Source organism: Leucobacter chromiiresistens, from assembly GCF_900102345.1.
Lineage (GTDB): Bacteria > Actinomycetota > Actinomycetes > Actinomycetales > Microbacteriaceae > Leucobacter > Leucobacter chromiiresistens.
Window position 1 is genome coordinate 773,645 of the sequence record NZ_FNKB01000001.1, and the last position, 15,293, is coordinate 788,937.

Here is a 15,293-nt window from a genome sequence, read left to right on the forward strand (position 1 = left end):
GCCCGCCCGGCTCTCTCGCCCGGCCCTCTCTCGCCCGGCTTGCCCCGCCTCTCTGGAGCGGGGTCACTTGCGGAGCGTGTCGGGTAGGCGACACACTCCGCAATCGACCCCGCTCGCGGGTTGGGGCAAGATCGGGCGTCGAGCTCAAGCCGTCGGCGCGTGCTCCTCGCACGGGGATCCGGCGTGGGCGTCGCAGACCACGAAGCGGTGCGTGCAGGCCGGGTCGGAGCAGTTCGACACCGCGTTCGACGGTGCGCCGCACACGCGGCACCGGCCGATGACGGCGGCGCCGGGAGCGAAGTCGAGCGCTTCGCGCCCGTCGAAGACGGCGAGCGAGCCCTCCCAGAGGCCGTCGTTGCCGAAGGCCTCGCCGTACTTCACGATGCCGCCGTCGATCTGGTACACCTCGCCGAACCCGCGGGTGCGCATCGCCGCCGAGAGGATCTCGCAGCGGATGCCGCCGGTGCAGTAGGTGACGACCGGACGCCCCTTGAGATCGTCGAAGTCGCCGGCGTCGATCTGCGCGATGAAGTCGTGGGTGGTTCGGGTGTTGGGCACCACGGCGCCCGCGAACCGCCCGATCTCGGCCTCCCACGCGTTGCGCCCGTCGAAGAAGACCACGTCGTCTCCGCGTTCGGCCACGAGTTCGTTCACCTCGTGCGGGGAGAGGTGCACGCCGCCGCCTACGACGCCGTGGTCGTCGACCCGCGTCTCCTCCGGGATGCCGAACGCCACGAGTTCGTCGCGCACCTTCACGCTGAGCTTCGGGAAATCGGTGATGCGCTGCCAGCGGGCCCCGCGCTCGACGCCGTGCAGCCGCTCCTCGGGGGCGTCGACGAGCGCGGTACCCGCGCTCCACTTCGGCTCGAGCGAGGCGAACGGCGCGTACTCGCGAGTGCGTCGCAGGTACTGCTTGCAGGCGTCGAGCTCGCCGCCCACGGTGCCGTTGATGCCGTGCGGCGAGATGATGATGCGGCCGCGGAGGCCCAGCGACTCGCAGAGCTGCCGCTGCCAGAGGCGCACGGCCTCGGGGTCGGCGACGGGAGCGAAGACGTAGTACAGCAGAATCTTGGGCACGCTCACCCGACCATGCTACGCGGGCCGTGCACGCGGGCCCTGCACGCGGGCCGCGGTCACCTGCCCGACGAGGGCGCCTTGACCTTGACGCTGCGTCAACCCGTAACGTTGCGGTCGAAGCGAGAGGCACCACGATGAACGACCATGAACGACTCCATGCCGTGCAGGCGGTGGCGCGCGCTGCGGGCACGACGTCGCGCACGCTGCGCCACTACGACCGCATCGGCCTGCTGCCGCCGACGCGCGTCGGCGCGAACGGGTACCGCTACTACGACGATGCCGCACTGCTCCGGCTGCAGCGCATCCTGCTGCTCCGCGAGCTCGGGCTGGGGCTCGATGCCATCGCGCGGGTGCTCGCGGCGCAGGACGCGCACGGGGCCGGATCGGATCACGGAGCCGGGCCGAGCAGCGGCGCGGGGCATCGTGCCGGCGAGGATCGCGGCGCCCCGTCCGGGGCGGCCGAGATCCTGCGGGCGCACCTCGCGATCCTGCAGGGCGAGCGCGAGCGCATCGCCCGTCAGATCGGCGCCGTGGAGCGCACCATCGCAGCGGTGCTGCGGCAGAACGGGACACCGGAGACGAGAGGAGCACTGATGTCAGAGAACATCTTCGACGGATTCGACCAGGCGCAGCACCGAGCGGAGGCCCAGGCGCTCGCCGCCCGGCACGTCGCGTGGTTGCGCGGGATCCCCGGCACGCCGGCCGCGGATCCGGACGGCGACGTCGCGGGGTACGTGCGCGGGCTCGGCGAGCTGTACGTCGCCGACGAGCGCTTCGCGGCGAATCACGGCGGGCAGGCGGGGACGGAGTTCGTGCGCGACGGGCTGCGCGTCCACGCCGGCGCGGCGTTGACGGCCGGGCCGCGCTCCGGGCGGTAGTCGCTCGCGCCTGGCCGCCTCAGCAGGCCGGCGCCGGATCGCCTCGGCAGCCGCGCCGCGCCGCATCAACTCGCTGGGCCGGGCGGTTCGCCCTCCTCGAGCAGCGCCGCCGCCGAGGCGTACGCGTCGGTCTCCTCGCGCACGGGCAGGTCGAACACGCGGGTCGGGCCGGCGCCCGCCTCGTCGGCGCCCCAGCCGGGCGCGCCGTCGCGCGCGAAGCGCACGAGTGCGCCGTGCACGGCATCCGCGAGCGCCTGCGGGGGCGCCTGCCCGGCGACGCGCTCCACCCCGGGCGCGTCGAGCCGGTCGAAGACGAAGGGCACGTCGCTGCAGTGCCCCGCGATGTGGGGCGCTCCGGCTTCGGCCTCGGGGGCGTGCCACGAGAATCGCGAGGTCCAGGTCGCCCCCGCGGCGTCCGATGCGGCGCGCGCCCGCGAGATGCGGGGCACCCACGAGCGGAACACGGCGTCGGTCGCGTAGCGTCCGACGAGGGCGACACTGCTGGTGGTGGCGCTGATCTCGTCGATCGCCAGCCAGCGGTCGACTGCCGCGGCGGAGGCGCCGAGTCCGCGCAGCACGGCGCGCCGCGGCGCGCGGTCGAGGATCGGTCGCGGTGCGAACAGGCCCATGAGCTCGTCGTCGGCGGTGCACAGTGCGAGCGGCACGTGCGCGCTCGCGCCGAGCGCGGCGCCCCGCACCGCATCATGGGGCACGATCTCGCCGTCGGCCAGGGGGCCGATCATGAGGCCGTCGCGCAGCAGACCGTGCACGTCGCGCAGCAGCCGGGGAGCGGCGGGCGCGGTGATCCTGCGCTGCAGTTCGAGGATCCGCGTCTCGGGCAGCGCCGAGACGCCCGCCGCGTCGGGGGTCACTCCGGCGAGTCGGGCGAGGTGGCGGGTGCGCGCCGCGGCGGCCTCCACGGACGGGGCGGCGATGGCGGCGGACATCGCGTATCCGCCGTGGAGGAGGCCGCGCGCCGCGGGCACGCCGAGCAGGGTGAGCACGGCTCCGCCCCCGGCCGATTGCCCGGCGACGGTCACGCGATCCGCGTCGCCGCCGAACGCCGCGATGTTCTGCCGCACCCATTCGAGTGCGCGCACCCAGTCGAGCACGCCGCGGTTCGCGGGGGCGCCGTCGAGCCAGCCGAAGCCGGTGAAGCCGAGGCGGTACGAGAAGGTGACGAGCCCGACGCCGTCGCGGGCGAAGGCGCGCCCGTCGTACCAGGGGCTGGCGGGCGAACCCGAGATGAATCCGCCGCCGTGGATCCAGACGACGACGGGCAGCCGCGCGGCGGCGCCCGGGTCGGGGGTCCAGACGTTGACGTTCAGCGTGTTGTCGCCCGGCACGGAGTGCTCGGGGATCAGCGTGATGCCGGCGTCGCCGCGCTGGGGCGTCGGGCCGAAGCGGGCCGCGTCGCGCACGCCGTCCCAGGCCGCGGGGGGCTGCGGGGCGGCGAACCGGAGGTCGCCGACGGGAGCGGCGGCGTAGGGGATGCCGCGGAACACCGCGGCGCTCGCCCCGGTCGGCCCTGCGGCGTCGATCGGCTCCCAGACGCCGCGGACGGCCCCCGCGGTCGTCCGCACGACGGGGCGCGGCGCTCCGCCGAGTGCGCTGCCGGGCATCACGGGAGGATCAGGGGCGGGCCTGGGCCTCGGCGCGCGCGAGCACGTGATCCTGGGCCATCTGCGCCTCGTCGATGCGCTGCTGCTGCTCGGGGGTGCGGGCGAGCGGCGGGATCACCTCGTGCTGGTCGTTGACGATGACGACGTCGTGGTCGACGTGGTTGACCATCGCGTGCACGGCGTCGATGAAGTCGCGGCGCCGGATCGCGTCGAGCACGCGCGCGTGATCGCGCTCCATCTCCGCGCCGGTGGCAACGTTCGCGAGGCGCCCGCGGTGCTCGGGGGTGCGCAGGCGGTCGTTGATGCCCGCGTAGAGGGCGGCGAGCAGTCGGTTCTTGGCCGCGTCGAAGACGAGGCGGTGGAATCGGCTGTCGAACGCCGTGTCGACGTCGGCGGCGAAGCCGAGCACGGGGCAGCGCGTGCAGCCGACCTCCTCGATCGCTGCGCGTTCGAGCGCCGCGATGTCCTCGTCGGTGCGGTGCAGGGCGGCCTGCTGGGCGGCCTCGATCTCGAGTGCGCGACGGTAGCTGAGGATCTCCTCGAGCGTGAAGTCGGTGAGGAACTCGTTGAGGAGCGTGCTCGTCGGCGCGGCCGAGCGCACGAACGTGCCGCGCCCCGGGAGGGTCTCGAGCATGCCGATGCTGGCGAGTGATCGTACGGCCTCGCGCACGGTCGAGCGCCCCACCCCGGTCTGCTCGGCGAGCTCCGGTTCGATGGGGATGCGCCCGCCGACGGGCCACTCGCCGGTGGTGATCTTGCGACGCAGGTAGGCGAGCGTCGCGCGTGCTCGATCTGACCCTGTGGTCGCTGCCATGATCACTCCGATTCGTCGGGCGCCAGGTGCGCCGATGCCGAGCATCCAGTATATCGAGCGGGATCGGCGCCGGCCGGGGAGTCCCGGTGGGCGGGAGCGCGTCTCGGGGCGGCGGTTGGCGGGGCAGGTCGGCGACCGTAGGCTGGTGGCCAGAGACGGCCAGAGACGGCCGGAGCCGGCCGGAGCCGGGCCAGAGGCGGCCGGAGGCGGTCGGTGAACGAGGGGGCGCCATGACGAATGGGAATCCGAGTCGCGGTGAGATCGATCCGTATGCGCGCATGCGGCCGGTGCCGAGCTTCTCGTTGCGCAGCACCGACATCCAGGACGGCGAGCCGCTGCCGGCGGAGCAGTTCGCGGAGGCGGCCGGAGGGTCGAATCGCTCGCCGCAGCTGAGCTGGGAGGGGTTCCCCGCCGAGACGCGGAGCTTCGCCGTCACCTGCTTCGACCCCGACGCCCCGACGGGGTCGGGGTTCTGGCACTGGGCGGTGGCGAATCTGCCGCTGGGCACGCGCGAGCTCGCGGCGGGGGCGGGGGCTCCCGGCGGCGCGCTGCTGCCGGCCGGGGCGCTGACCCTGCCGAACGAGCGGCGGCAGCGGGCCTATGCGGGCGCTGCGCCGCCGCCGGGAACGGGCGTGCATCACTATTGGTTCGTGGTGCATGCGCTCGACGTGGAGCACGTGAACGTCGATCCGGATGCGACGCCGGCCGTGCTCGGGGTCACGATGCGGGATGCGGTGCTGGCGCGGGCGATCATCGTCGCCACGGGGGAGTTCGGCCAGGTCAACTGACCGACCGCTCGGTCAGGAATTACAACGCCTCGGTCACGAAGCCGGCTCCGAGTTGCTCCCGCGGGGGGATGGCGGTCTACGATGCTTGAAGTGGCGGGGGCTCCCGCCGACCCGCTCAGTTCGCCGACGCACTGACCCGGCGACACCCCTGCAAAGGATCCGATACCCATGCGACAGACCTCGTTCCGCCGCCGCGCACTCGCCGTCGCCGGCGTCACCGCCGCCGCAGCCCTCACCCTCAGCGCCTGCTCCTCCTCCGACTCCTCGGGAGAGGGCGGATCGGCCGAGACCTTCAACATCGGGATCAGCCAGTTCGTGCAGCACCCGGCCCTCGACTCGGCGACCGAGGGCTTCAAGCAGGCCTTCATCGACGCCGGATACGTCGAGGGCGAGACCGTCAACTTCGACGAGCAGAACGCGAACGCCGAGCAGGCGACCGCCGTCACCATCGCCCAGGGCTTCGCGACCTCCGACAACGACCTGGTGCTCGCCGTCGCGACCCCTGCGGCCCAGGCCGCCGCCCAGGCGATCACCGACAAGCCGATCCTCTTCACCGCCGTGACCGACGCCGTCTCGGCCGAGCTCGTCGACTCGAACGAGACCCCCGGCGGCAACGTGACGGGCACGAGCGACCTCGCGCCGCTCGACGAGCAGCTCAAGATGCTGCAGGAGATCGTGCCCGATGCGAAGAAGGTGGGCATCGTCTACGCCTCGGGCGAGGTGAACTCGGAGGTGCAGGTCGAAGCGGCGCAGGAGGCCGCAGCCGACCTCGACCTCGAGATCGTCACGAAGACCGTCACCACCGCGAACGACATCGCGCAGGCGACCGAGGCGCTCGGCGACGTCGACGCCATTTACGTGCCCACCGACAACCTCGTCGTCTCGGGCATCGCCTCGCTCGTGCAGGTCGCCGAGGAGCAGCAGATCCCCGTGATCGGCGCCGAGGCCGGCACCGTCGAGGGCGGCGCGGTCGCCACGCTCGGCATCGACTACGTCGACCTGGGCCACCAGACCGGCGAGATGGCCATCAAGATCCTCGAAGACGGCGCCGACCCGGCCGAGCTCGCCGTCGAGACCTCGAAGAGCTTCACCTACGTGGTCAACCCCGGCGCCGCCGAGCGCATGGGCGTCGAGATCCCGAAGGAGATCCTCGACCAGGCGGAGACCGTCGAGTAACCCGGGATCCCGGCCTTCGCGGCCTCCCACCCGCTCGACCTCCCCAACGAACGATACGAACAGGATGACCATCGCATGATTGGCGCGCTCGAACTCGGCCTCATCTACGGGGTGATGGCACTGGGCGTCTACCTGACGTTCCGGGTGCTCAACTTCCCGGACCTCACGGTCGACGGCAGCTTCACCACGGGCGCCGCCGTCGCGGCCGCGCTGATCACAACCGGGCAGAACCCCGTCCTCGCCACCCTCGCCGGTGGCGGGGCCGGGCTCGTCGCGGGCATCGTCACCGGCCTGCTGCACACGAAGGGGCGCATCGACGGCCTGCTCTCGGGCATCCTGACCATGATCGCCCTCTGGTCGATCAACCTGCGCATCATGGGCACCGCGAAAGAAGACACGGCGGTCGCCGCGAATCTCCCGCTGCTGCGCGCCGACACCGTGTTCACCCCGCTGCGCGACGGCGACCTGCTCGGCACCTGGGGCGGCGTCGCCATCATCCTCGTCGCCGTGCTCGTGCTCAAGTTCATCGTCGACTGGTTCCTCTCGACCAACCTCGGCCTCGCCATCCAGGCGACGGGCGACAACGGCCCGATGATCCGCAGCTTCGGCGTCAACACCGACCGCACCACCATCCTCACCCTCGCGATCTCGAACGGGTTCGTCGGCCTCTGCGGGGCGCTCGTCGCCCAGTACCAGGGCTTCGCCGACATCAGCATGGGCGTCGGGCTGATCCTCGTCGGCCTCGCGTCGGTCATCCTCGGCCAGGCCATCTTCGGCCAGCGCTTCATCTGGCTCGCCAGCCTCGCCGTGGTGCTCGGCGCCGTCATCTACCGCCTCATCATCTTCTTCGCCCTCCGCGCCGGCCTCGACCCGAACGACATGAAGCTCATCACGGCGCTGCTCGTCATCGCCGCGCTGCTGCTGCCGCGCTGGGGCTTTCTGCGGAGGATCCCGATGCTGCGGCGCAAGGACGGCCGCGTCGTGCTCGAAGACGTGACCGCGCCGGCATCCGCCGCCGCGACGGCCGGCGCCGACGACACCGCCGCTCGCGCCGGCGCGCCGAGGGGCGACGCCGACGCAGCGCCGATGACCGCCGGATCCTCCCCCGAACCCGACACGCACGCCGGAAGGTAGCCGCATGCTCACCATCGACCGCATCGAGAAGACCTTCTTCCCCGGCACCGTCAACGAGCGCCGCGCCCTGGGCGGCCTCAGCCTGCGCCTCGACGAGGGAGACTTCGTCACCGTGATCGGCTCCAACGGCGCCGGCAAGTCGACGCTCCTGAACGCCATCTCCGGCCGCTACACCGTCGACTCCGGCAGCATCGAGATCGACGGCCAGCGCGTCAACCGGCTCCGCGAGTTCCAGCGCGCGAAGTACATCGGGCGCGTGTTCCAGGATCCGATGGCGGGCACCGCGCCCGACCTCACCATCGAGCAGAACCTCGCGCTCGCCGAGCGCCGCGGGAGGAGCCGCGGCCTCGGGCTCGCGCTGAGCCGCACGCTGCGCGATCGCTTCCGCGAGGAGCTCACGTCGCTCGAGCTGGGCCTCGAGCACCGCCTCACCGCGAAGGTCGGGCTGCTCTCCGGCGGGCAGCGCCAGGCCCTGTCGCTCCTCATGGCCGGGTTCACGCGGCCCCGCATCCTGCTGCTCGACGAGCACACGGCGGCGCTCGATCCGCAGCGCGCCGCCCTCGTCACCGAGCTCACCGACCGCATCGTCGCTCAGGGGTCGCTCACCACGCTGATGGTCACGCATAACATGGAGCAGGCGCTGCGACTCGGCAACCGACTCATCATGATGCACGAGGGCAACATCGTGTTCGAGGCGTCGGCGGCGGAGAAGCGGCAGCTCACCGTGCCGCGGCTCCTCGAGGAGTTCGCGAAGATCAAGGGCGCCCAGCTCGACGACCGGGCGCTCCTCGCCTGACCCCGCCGCCGTTCGGCGCGCGCTCCCGGCATTCGCGCGAGACCCTCATACAGTGGGGTCATGGCAGCTGAACCCATCGCCCCGGCGTCGGTGTGGGACGCCGTTTCGGATCGCTCCGAAGCGCTCGTGCACGCGTGGATCGCGGCGCTGCGCGATCGCGCGCCCGACGATGCGCTGGAGGCCCGCGGTTCGGCGCATCTGCTCGAAGGGCTGCGCGGCGACCCCGACAGCTTCGAGTTCACGCGACGGCTGCTCGAACTCGTTGCGGGAACGGAGGATGCCTTCGCCTCGGCGCTCGGCCTGCACGCCGTCTCGCAGGAGGTGCCCGACTCCCTCCCGGCGCGAGATCGTTTCGCGGTGCGCGCCGGCGGAGCGACGTCGCTCGGCCTCCCGTGGGCGGTGATGCCGGTCGCCCGCAAATGGCTTCGGGATCGCGTGTCGGGGCTCGTGCTCGCCGTTCGACTGCCGGGCGGCGCGAGCGGTGCGGGCGGCGCTGGCGGTGCGGGTGGCGCGGGCGGTGCGGCGCCCTCGGCGCGGTTCGGCTCCTCCGTCGGTTCGGCGCTCGTGGAGGCGAACCGTCGCTGCACGGACGCGGGCATCACCCCCGTGACGCGGCCGCTCGGCACGGGAGTGCACGGCCCCGCCGGGGCGGCGCGCGAGGTGGAGCGGCTCGTCGCGCTCGCCGCGCACCCCGCCGTCGCGCACCTGGTGGTCGACCCGCAGCGCATCGCCCCCGGCGGCTCGGACTGGTCGTTCGACGACGACGTCGAGCGCGCGGCGGCCGCACTCGAACCCGTGCTGCGCGCCTCGGTGGAGCACGGCACCACGATCCATCTCGCGGCCGGCAGCGTGCGGTGGGCGCGCATGCTGCCCGACATCGCGGTGCGGGCGCTCGTCGACCCCGCACTCGACCGGGCGCGCATCGGCGTGCAGCTGCTCGCCGAGCTGCCCGAGTCGCGCGAGTACTACGGCCGGCTGAGCCGGTGGGCGCAGCGCCGGGTCGCCGAGGGCGGGGCGCCGGCGGAGGTCGTCATCGGAGTCGGGGGCGTCGCGGGGGCCGAGCGGATCGCCTCCATCGAGACCGGCCTCCCGGTGCCGGTGCTGGAGGATCGCGCAGACGTGCTCGCCCAGTTCCTCCGGCTCTTGGAGCTCGCCCTGCACCCGGGTCGTGCCGCGGTGCTGCGGCCGGTGCTCGCCACGGAGGACGTGTTCGTGCTGGCCTCGGCGATCGCGCTCGCGGAGGAGCTCGGCTCGCTCGAGCTGAGCGCCGTGCAGCTGCGCAGCGGCGTCGCCCCCGGCCTCGCGACGGTGCTGCGCGGCGCCCTGTCGCACGTGCGCGTCTCCGTGCCCGTCGTCTCCCCCAAGGAGTTCGGGGGCGCCGTCGATCTGCTCGTGGGCATTGCCGCCGAGGCGGCCGATCCCGATTCGAGCCTCTCCCGGCTCGAAGCGCTCATTCCGCAGCTCGGCGACTCCGACGGCGCAGACGCGGAGCCGGGCGCAGACGCGGAGCCGGGTGCGGAATCCGCGCTGTCCCGCGCGCTCGCCGAGTTCCAGACGGCGCTCGGCCGGGCCTCCGAGCCCGCGCCCGGCTCGCATCGCACGCAGGATCGCGCCCGCGAGTGGGATCCCTCGGAGCGCGACAGCGCGCTCTTCTACCGGGCGCCCGACGAGCCCGCGCGCTTCGAGACCGGCGGGCTCACCGCGGCGGTGCTCGGACTGACGCGCGGGTCGACCGGGGAGTTCACGCTCGAGGCGGTGGCGCCGCCGCGCGCCATCCCCGCCGTCTCCGAGTCGGGATTCGCGAACGAACCCGGCACCGACGCGACCGTCGCCGGCAACCGCGAGTGGGCGCGCGAGCTGTTCCGGGCCGCCCGCACCGAGGTCGGCGCCCTCGACACCGCGAACGACACCGTGGCGCTCTCGGCCGCCGATCTGAACCCCGATCATGTCGCCGCCGAAGCCCGGTCGCGCGCTGAGGCGTGGTCGGCGCAGCCGTTCCGCACGCGCGCCTCGCGCCTCCGCCGATCCGCACTCGCACTGGTCGCCGCTCGCGATCGGCTGATCCAGCTGCTCGCCACCGAGACGGGCGCTCCGGTCGCGGAGCTCGACGCGGAGGTCGACGATCTCGTCGATGCGGCCCGCTACAGCGGCCAGCTCGCCGAGGCCCTCGGCGCCGTGCGCGGGGCGACCTTCGTGCCCGACCCGCTCGTGCTCGTCGCCGCCGACGCGCCGACGCCGCTCTCGGCGCAGGCGGAGGCCGTCTTCGCGGCGCTCGCCGCGGGGAGCGGGGTGCTCTGGATCGTGCCGCATCGTCTGCGCGCATCGGCCGCCGCCGTGCTGGAGGAGTGCGAGGTCGGCGGGCTCACTCCCGGGGTGGTGCGGCTCGAGGCGGCCGTCGTCGGGCAGACCGTCGCCGAGCTGGCCGCGCACCGGGGCGTGGATCGCGCCTGCGTCATCGGCTCGCGCGCCGAGGCGCTCGAGCTGTCGCGCCGACGCCCCGATCTCCGGGTGGAGGGGCGGTTCCGCGCGCGGGGGTTCGTGCTGGTCACCCCTTCCGCCGATCTCGATCTGGCGATCGCCGACGTGGTCGCCTCGGCGTTCTCGGGCGCGGCGGGCGGTCTGCGCGCGGCCCGGGGCGTGATCCTGCTCGGGAGCGTGGCCCGTTCGCGGCGGTTCCGGGAGGGCCTCGCCGATGCGGTGCGCGCGCTCCGCGCCGGCGACAGCGGGCGCGACGTCGACTCGGATGTGCTCGGCCTCCAGGTCGGCCCGCTCCACGCGGCGCCGAACGCCGCAGAGCGGCGCGCCCTCGCCGAGCTCGCCCGGGGCGAGGAGTGGATCGTGACGCCCGCTCCGCTCGACCCGGAGGAGCGGGTCTGGTCGCCCGGGGTGCGAGCCGGCGTGGCGGCGGGGGCCGCCTTCTGGGACGATGCGCGAACGGTCCCGGTCGTCGGGATCACGACGGCGCACTCGCTGGGCGAGGCGCTGGCGCTGCAGAACAGCCCGGGCAGCGGCGGAGTCGCCGCGATCCACTCGAACGACGCCGACGAGATCGCCGCCTGGCTCGACGGCGTCGAGGCTGCGGCGGTGTCGGTCAACCGCGCGACGACGCGGGCGCGGGTGGAGCGCCAGCCGGGAGGCGGGTGGAACGATGCGGGCATGGGGCTCTCGGGCCTCGCCGGCGGACCGAACCGGTTGATCGCACTCGGCTCGTGGCGGCTCCGGGAGGGGAGCCGCAGCGAGACGCTGCACCTGCGCGGGCTCGAGCCGGAGGTGCGCCTGCTCATCGAGGCGCTCCAGCCGGTGCTGCCGTACCAGGCCTTCGACGAGCTGCGCCGTGCCGCGCTCGCCGACGCCCTCACCTGGCGCACGTCGTTCGGGGTCGACCGCGATGCGATCGGGCTGGGCATCGAGCGCAACGTCATGAGGCACCGCCCCGTCGCCACTCACGTGCGGCTCGCGGAGGGCGGTGCGATCGTGTCGCTCGCGCGGGTGGTCGCGGCGGCGCTCCTCGCGCGTGCGCCGATATCGATCTCGACGGGCGAGGTGCTGCCCGTCGAGCTCGCCGACTTCCTGGAGCGCTACGACATTGAAGTGTCGCTCGAACGCGACGACGACTGGCTCGAGCGGTTGGCGGTCGCCGGGCCGGTCGCGGCGGACGGCACGCGAGCGCTGCGTGTGCGTCTCATCGACGGGGATCGCGTGCGCGCCGCGGAGTGGCTCGGCCAGCAGGATCGCGTGGCCATCTGGGCGGAGCCGGTGACGATGGCCGGCCCCGTCGAGCTGCTCTCCCTGGTGCGGGAGCAGGCGGTCTCCGCGCGGGCGCACCGGCACGGACTGGCGGTGACGGTGCCAGGGCTCGATGACGCAATCGAGCCCTGAGGGGTCAGCCCAGCCGCATGGGGGTGTGCGGGATGCCGTCCTCGAGGTACTCGTCGCCGGCGCTCGCGAAGCCGAAACGGGCGTACCAGCCGACAAGGTGCGACTGTGCGTGGAGCTCGATCGGGCGGCCGCCGCACTGTCGGATGGCGGCCTCCAGCAGGGCGGCGGCGACTCCGCGCCCGCGCCACGCAGGGGCGGTGACGACTCGCCCGATGCTGCGCGCACCGTCGGGGGCCGCGCCCTCGTCGAGGATGCGCACGGTCGCCGCGATCTCGCCGTCGGCGTCCTCCGCCCACAGCTGCACCGAGCCCTCCTCCAGGTCGCGCCCGTCAAGGTCTAGGTAGACGCAGTTCTGCTCGACCACGAAGACGGTCTGTCGCAGCGCGGCGAGGCGGTAGAAGGCGGCGGGGGGCATCTCCGAGACGTGCGCGGAGCGGAGCACCAGTGGTTCGGGGAGGTCGGTCATGCTCCGATCCTGTCACGAAGCGCGCTTCCGTCGTGTGCGGGATCGGGCCCGCCCGATTTCCGTTCGAGCAGTGGAGCCGCTAGGGTGGGTTCCTGGTCGCCCTCGTGCGACCGACGGCGGGTTACCCGAGCGGCCAAAGGGGGCTGACTGTAAATCAGCTGGCACTGCCTACGGGGGTTCGAATCCCTCACCCGCCACCACTGACAGGCCCCGTCCTCATCGCAAGCGCGACGAGGACGGGGCCTGTCGCGTTTCATCGGTGATCTGCGGAGGGCGTGGAGGCGGCCATTCCGACGCCGTGCAGCGCCGCTGCATGGAGGCGCGCTCGCGCCTTCGATTCCAGCGCTCGGCCTGCGCCACGAGCGGGCGCGGTTCTCGGTGTTCGCGGGCCGATACGGGCGGACACGCCCGGGATGTGGGCCGCAGTTGCCCGGTGGTGCGGATCGGCGTAATGTATTCCCTTGTCAGCGAAACGGAAAACGGCGCGAAAGCGGCCGAGATTCGGTTCGGACATCGGCTCTCACGAGATCACCGAGAGCAGGACTTGCGAAAGTCTTGCTCGAGCGTGTAAAGTAAGAGATCCGATCTCACCGCAAGGTGGACACCCGAAGGGTGGTCCAACTGGAGCGCTTACTGCTCCCGGGGGTTGATGACAGGTTGCTGTTCGGAGCTCTCTTGGTTGGGGGTGACGGGTGGTGTCTGGTCTTTGAGAACTCAATAGTGTGCACTTAAATTGTCATATGCCAATTTGATATAAAATCCCCGGCACTCGCACGTTGGTGCGGGTGCGGGAGATTCCTTTTTTGGATAACAAGAATCGTCAGTTTTGATGGTTCTGTTGCCAGATTGAACTCGCTTCCCGGTGGCTTGTTTTTCCCGAGCGCGGGGGGCAATCGTTTTTTACGGAGAGTTTGATCCTGGCTCAGGACGAACGCTGGCGGCGTGCTTAACACATGCAAGTCGAACGCTGAAGCTCCCAGCTTGCTGGGGGTGGATGAGTGGCGAACGGGTGAGTAACACGTGAGTAACCTGCCCCGAACTCTGGGATAAGCGCTGGAAACGGCGTCTAATACTGGATATGTCCTATCACCGCATGGTGTGTAGGTGGAAAGAATTTCGGTTCGGGATGGACTCGCGGCCTATCAGCTAGATGGTGAGGTAATGGCTCACCATGGCGACGACGGGTAGCCGGCCTGAGAGGGTGACCGGCCACACTGGGACTGAGACACGGCCCAGACTCCTACGGGAGGCAGCAGTGGGGAATATTGCACAATGGGCGCAAGCCTGATGCAGCAACGCCGCGTGAGGGATGACGGCCTTCGGGTTGTAAACCTCTTTTAGTAGGGAAGAAGCGAAAGTGACGGTACCTGCAGAAAAAGCACCGGCTAACTACGTGCCAGCAGCCGCGGTAATACGTAGGGTGCAAGCGTTGTCCGGAATTATTGGGCGTAAAGAGCTCGTAGGCGGCTTGTCGCGTCTGCTGTGAAAACCAGAGGCTCAACCTCTGGCCTGCAGTGGGTACGGGCAAGCTAGAGTGCGGTAGGGGAGATTGGAATTCCTGGTGTAGCGGTGGAATGCGCAGATATCAGGAGGAACACCGATGGCGAAGGCAGATCTCTGGGCCGTAACTGACGCTGAGGAGCGAAAGCATGGGGAGCGAACAGGATTAGATACCCTGGTAGTCCATGCCGTAAACGTTGGGAACTAGATGTAGGGCCTGTTCCACGGGTTCTGTGTCGTAGCTAACGCATTAAGTTCCCCGCCTGGGGAGTACGGCCGCAAGGCTAAAACTCAAAGGAATTGACGGGGGCCCGCACAAGCGGCGGAGCATGCGGATTAATTCGATGCAACGCGAAGAACCTTACCAAGGCTTGACATATACGAGAACACTGTAGAGATACAGGACTCTTTGGACACTCGTAAACAGGTGGTGCATGGTTGTCGTCAGCTCGTGTCGTGAGATGTTCGGTTAAGTCCGGCAACGAGCGCAACCCTCGTCCTATGTTGCCAGCACGTTATGGTGGGAACTCATGGGATACTGCCGTGGTCAACACGGAGGAAGGTGGGGATGACGTCAAATCATCATGCCCCTTATGTCTTGGGCTTCACGCATGCTACAATGGCCGATACAAAGGGTTGCGATACCGTGAGGTGGAGCGAATCCCAAAAAGTCGGTCTCAGTTCGGATTGGGGTCTGCAACTCGACCCCATGAAGTCGGAGTCGCTAGTAATCGCAGATCAGCAACGCTGCGGTGAATACGTTCCCGGGCCTTGTACACACCGCCCGTCAAGTCATGAAAGTCGGTAACACCCGAAGCCGGTGGCCTAACCCTTGTGGAGGGAGCTGTCGAAGGTGGGACTGGTGATTAGGACTAAGTCGTAACAAGGTAGCCGTACCGGAAGGTGCGGCTGGATCACCTCCTTTCTAAGGAGCACTCGGCACTATGTGCCGCAGATTGGCTCGTTCACAGGCGAATGTTCTGTGCGAGTCGCTCATGGGTGGAACATATGACAAGAGTGCGGTTTGGGTGTTTTGCTGGAGTACGCCGTTTCCGTGAGGGGATGGTTGGAACAGGTGGAATGTTCGGGCTGTGCTTGTGGGTGCATACTATTGGGTCCTGGGAGACCAGCCGGCTGAGCCTTTGGGTTTGGTGGACTGGTTC

10 protein-coding genes, 1 tRNA gene and 1 rRNA gene are annotated in these 15,293 nt (G+C 70.8%); 8 read left to right on the top strand and 4 right to left on the bottom strand.

Features of this window, described 5'->3' with window-relative positions; translation table 11 throughout:
• Positions 1 to 144: 144 nt before the first annotated feature.
• Entirely contained in the window at positions 145 to 1,083 is a 939-nt protein-coding gene (locus BLT44_RS03595; protein WP_010155472.1) for a tRNA uridine(34) hydroxylase, read from the bottom strand.
• Between the two features lie 128 nt (positions 1,084 to 1,211).
• Here BLT44_RS03595 and BLT44_RS03600 point away from each other — a divergent pair, with 128 nt between their 5' ends.
• Positions 1,212 to 1,955 carry a MerR family transcriptional regulator gene (locus BLT44_RS03600; protein ID WP_074689924.1) on the top strand — a complete coding sequence of 248 codons (744 nt, stop codon included), beginning with the start codon at positions 1,212 to 1,214 and terminating at the stop codon, positions 1,953 to 1,955.
• Between the two features lie 65 nt (positions 1,956 to 2,020).
• On the opposite strand, the gene BLT44_RS03605 is transcribed toward BLT44_RS03600, so the two are convergent.
• Both BLT44_RS03605 and BLT44_RS03610 read right to left on the bottom strand, forming a co-directional pair.
• Positions 2,021 to 3,577, bottom strand: coding sequence for a carboxylesterase/lipase family protein (locus tag BLT44_RS03605; RefSeq protein WP_074689926.1), 1,557 nt, complete (start codon positions 3,575 to 3,577; stop codon positions 2,021 to 2,023).
• 10 nt (positions 3,578 to 3,587) lie between these two features.
• Positions 3,588 to 4,391 (bottom strand): FadR/GntR family transcriptional regulator, encoded by an 804-nt coding sequence (locus BLT44_RS03610; RefSeq protein ID WP_040505161.1) that lies wholly within the window; start codon positions 4,389 to 4,391, stop codon positions 3,588 to 3,590.
• Positions 4,392 to 4,621: 230 nt separating this feature from the next.
• Between BLT44_RS03610 and BLT44_RS03615 the strand changes: the two genes are divergently transcribed.
• The 5 genes from BLT44_RS03615 to BLT44_RS03635 all read left to right on the top strand — a co-directional run bounded on the left by BLT44_RS03615 (position 4,622) and on the right by BLT44_RS03635 (position 12,164).
• On the top strand, positions 4,622 to 5,179 hold the full coding sequence (locus BLT44_RS03615) for a YbhB/YbcL family Raf kinase inhibitor-like protein (protein ID WP_010155468.1): 558 nt from the start codon (positions 4,622 to 4,624) through the stop codon (positions 5,177 to 5,179).
• A 168-nt stretch (positions 5,180 to 5,347) separates the two neighbouring features.
• Entirely contained in the window at positions 5,348 to 6,355 is a 1,008-nt protein-coding gene (locus BLT44_RS03620) for an ABC transporter substrate-binding protein (RefSeq protein ID WP_010155467.1), read from the top strand.
• Positions 6,356 to 6,430: 75 nt separating this feature from the next.
• Positions 6,431 to 7,489 carry an ABC transporter permease gene (locus BLT44_RS03625; protein WP_010155465.1) on the top strand — a complete coding sequence of 353 codons (1,059 nt, stop codon included), beginning with the start codon at positions 6,431 to 6,433 and terminating at the stop codon, positions 7,487 to 7,489.
• Positions 7,490 to 7,493: 4 nt separating this feature from the next.
• Positions 7,494 to 8,285 (top strand): ABC transporter ATP-binding protein, encoded by a 792-nt coding sequence (locus BLT44_RS03630; protein ID WP_010155464.1) that lies wholly within the window; start codon positions 7,494 to 7,496, stop codon positions 8,283 to 8,285.
• A gap of 60 nt (positions 8,286 to 8,345) precedes the next feature.
• Entirely contained in the window at positions 8,346 to 12,164 is a 3,819-nt protein-coding gene (locus BLT44_RS03635; protein WP_244887463.1) for a proline dehydrogenase family protein, read from the top strand.
• Positions 12,165 to 12,168: 4 nt separating this feature from the next.
• Here BLT44_RS03635 and BLT44_RS03640 read toward each other — a convergent pair whose 3' ends face one another.
• Positions 12,169 to 12,630 carry a GNAT family N-acetyltransferase gene (locus BLT44_RS03640; RefSeq protein WP_010155460.1) on the bottom strand — a complete coding sequence of 154 codons (462 nt, stop codon included), beginning with the start codon at positions 12,628 to 12,630 and terminating at the stop codon, positions 12,169 to 12,171.
• Positions 12,631 to 12,745: 115 nt separating this feature from the next.
• Here BLT44_RS03640 and BLT44_RS03645 point away from each other — a divergent pair.
• Positions 12,746 to 12,830, top strand: a tRNA-Tyr gene (locus BLT44_RS03645).
• Positions 12,831 to 13,529: 699 nt separating this feature from the next.
• A 16S ribosomal RNA gene (locus tag BLT44_RS03650) occupies positions 13,530 to 15,055 on the top strand.
• Positions 15,056 to 15,293: the final 238 nt, after the last annotated feature.

Coding starts and splice junctions, on each gene's coding strand:
- BLT44_RS03600 (WP_074689924.1), top strand. CDS start 1,212: ATGAACGACCATGAACGACTCCATGCCGTGCAGGCGGTGGCGCGCGCT.
- BLT44_RS03605 (WP_074689926.1), bottom strand. CDS start 3,577: ATGCCCGGCAGCGCACTCGGCGGAGCGCCGCGCCCCGTCGTGCGGACG.
- BLT44_RS03610 (WP_040505161.1), bottom strand. CDS start 4,391: ATGGCAGCGACCACAGGGTCAGATCGAGCACGCGCGACGCTCGCCTAC.
- BLT44_RS03615 (WP_010155468.1), top strand. CDS start 4,622: ATGACGAATGGGAATCCGAGTCGCGGTGAGATCGATCCGTATGCGCGC.
- BLT44_RS03620 (WP_010155467.1), top strand. CDS start 5,348: ATGCGACAGACCTCGTTCCGCCGCCGCGCACTCGCCGTCGCCGGCGTC.
- BLT44_RS03625 (WP_010155465.1), top strand. CDS start 6,431: ATGATTGGCGCGCTCGAACTCGGCCTCATCTACGGGGTGATGGCACTG.
- BLT44_RS03630 (WP_010155464.1), top strand. CDS start 7,494: ATGCTCACCATCGACCGCATCGAGAAGACCTTCTTCCCCGGCACCGTC.
- BLT44_RS03635 (WP_244887463.1), top strand. CDS start 8,346: ATGGCAGCTGAACCCATCGCCCCGGCGTCGGTGTGGGACGCCGTTTCG.
- BLT44_RS03640 (WP_010155460.1), bottom strand. CDS start 12,630: ATGACCGACCTCCCCGAACCACTGGTGCTCCGCTCCGCGCACGTCTCG.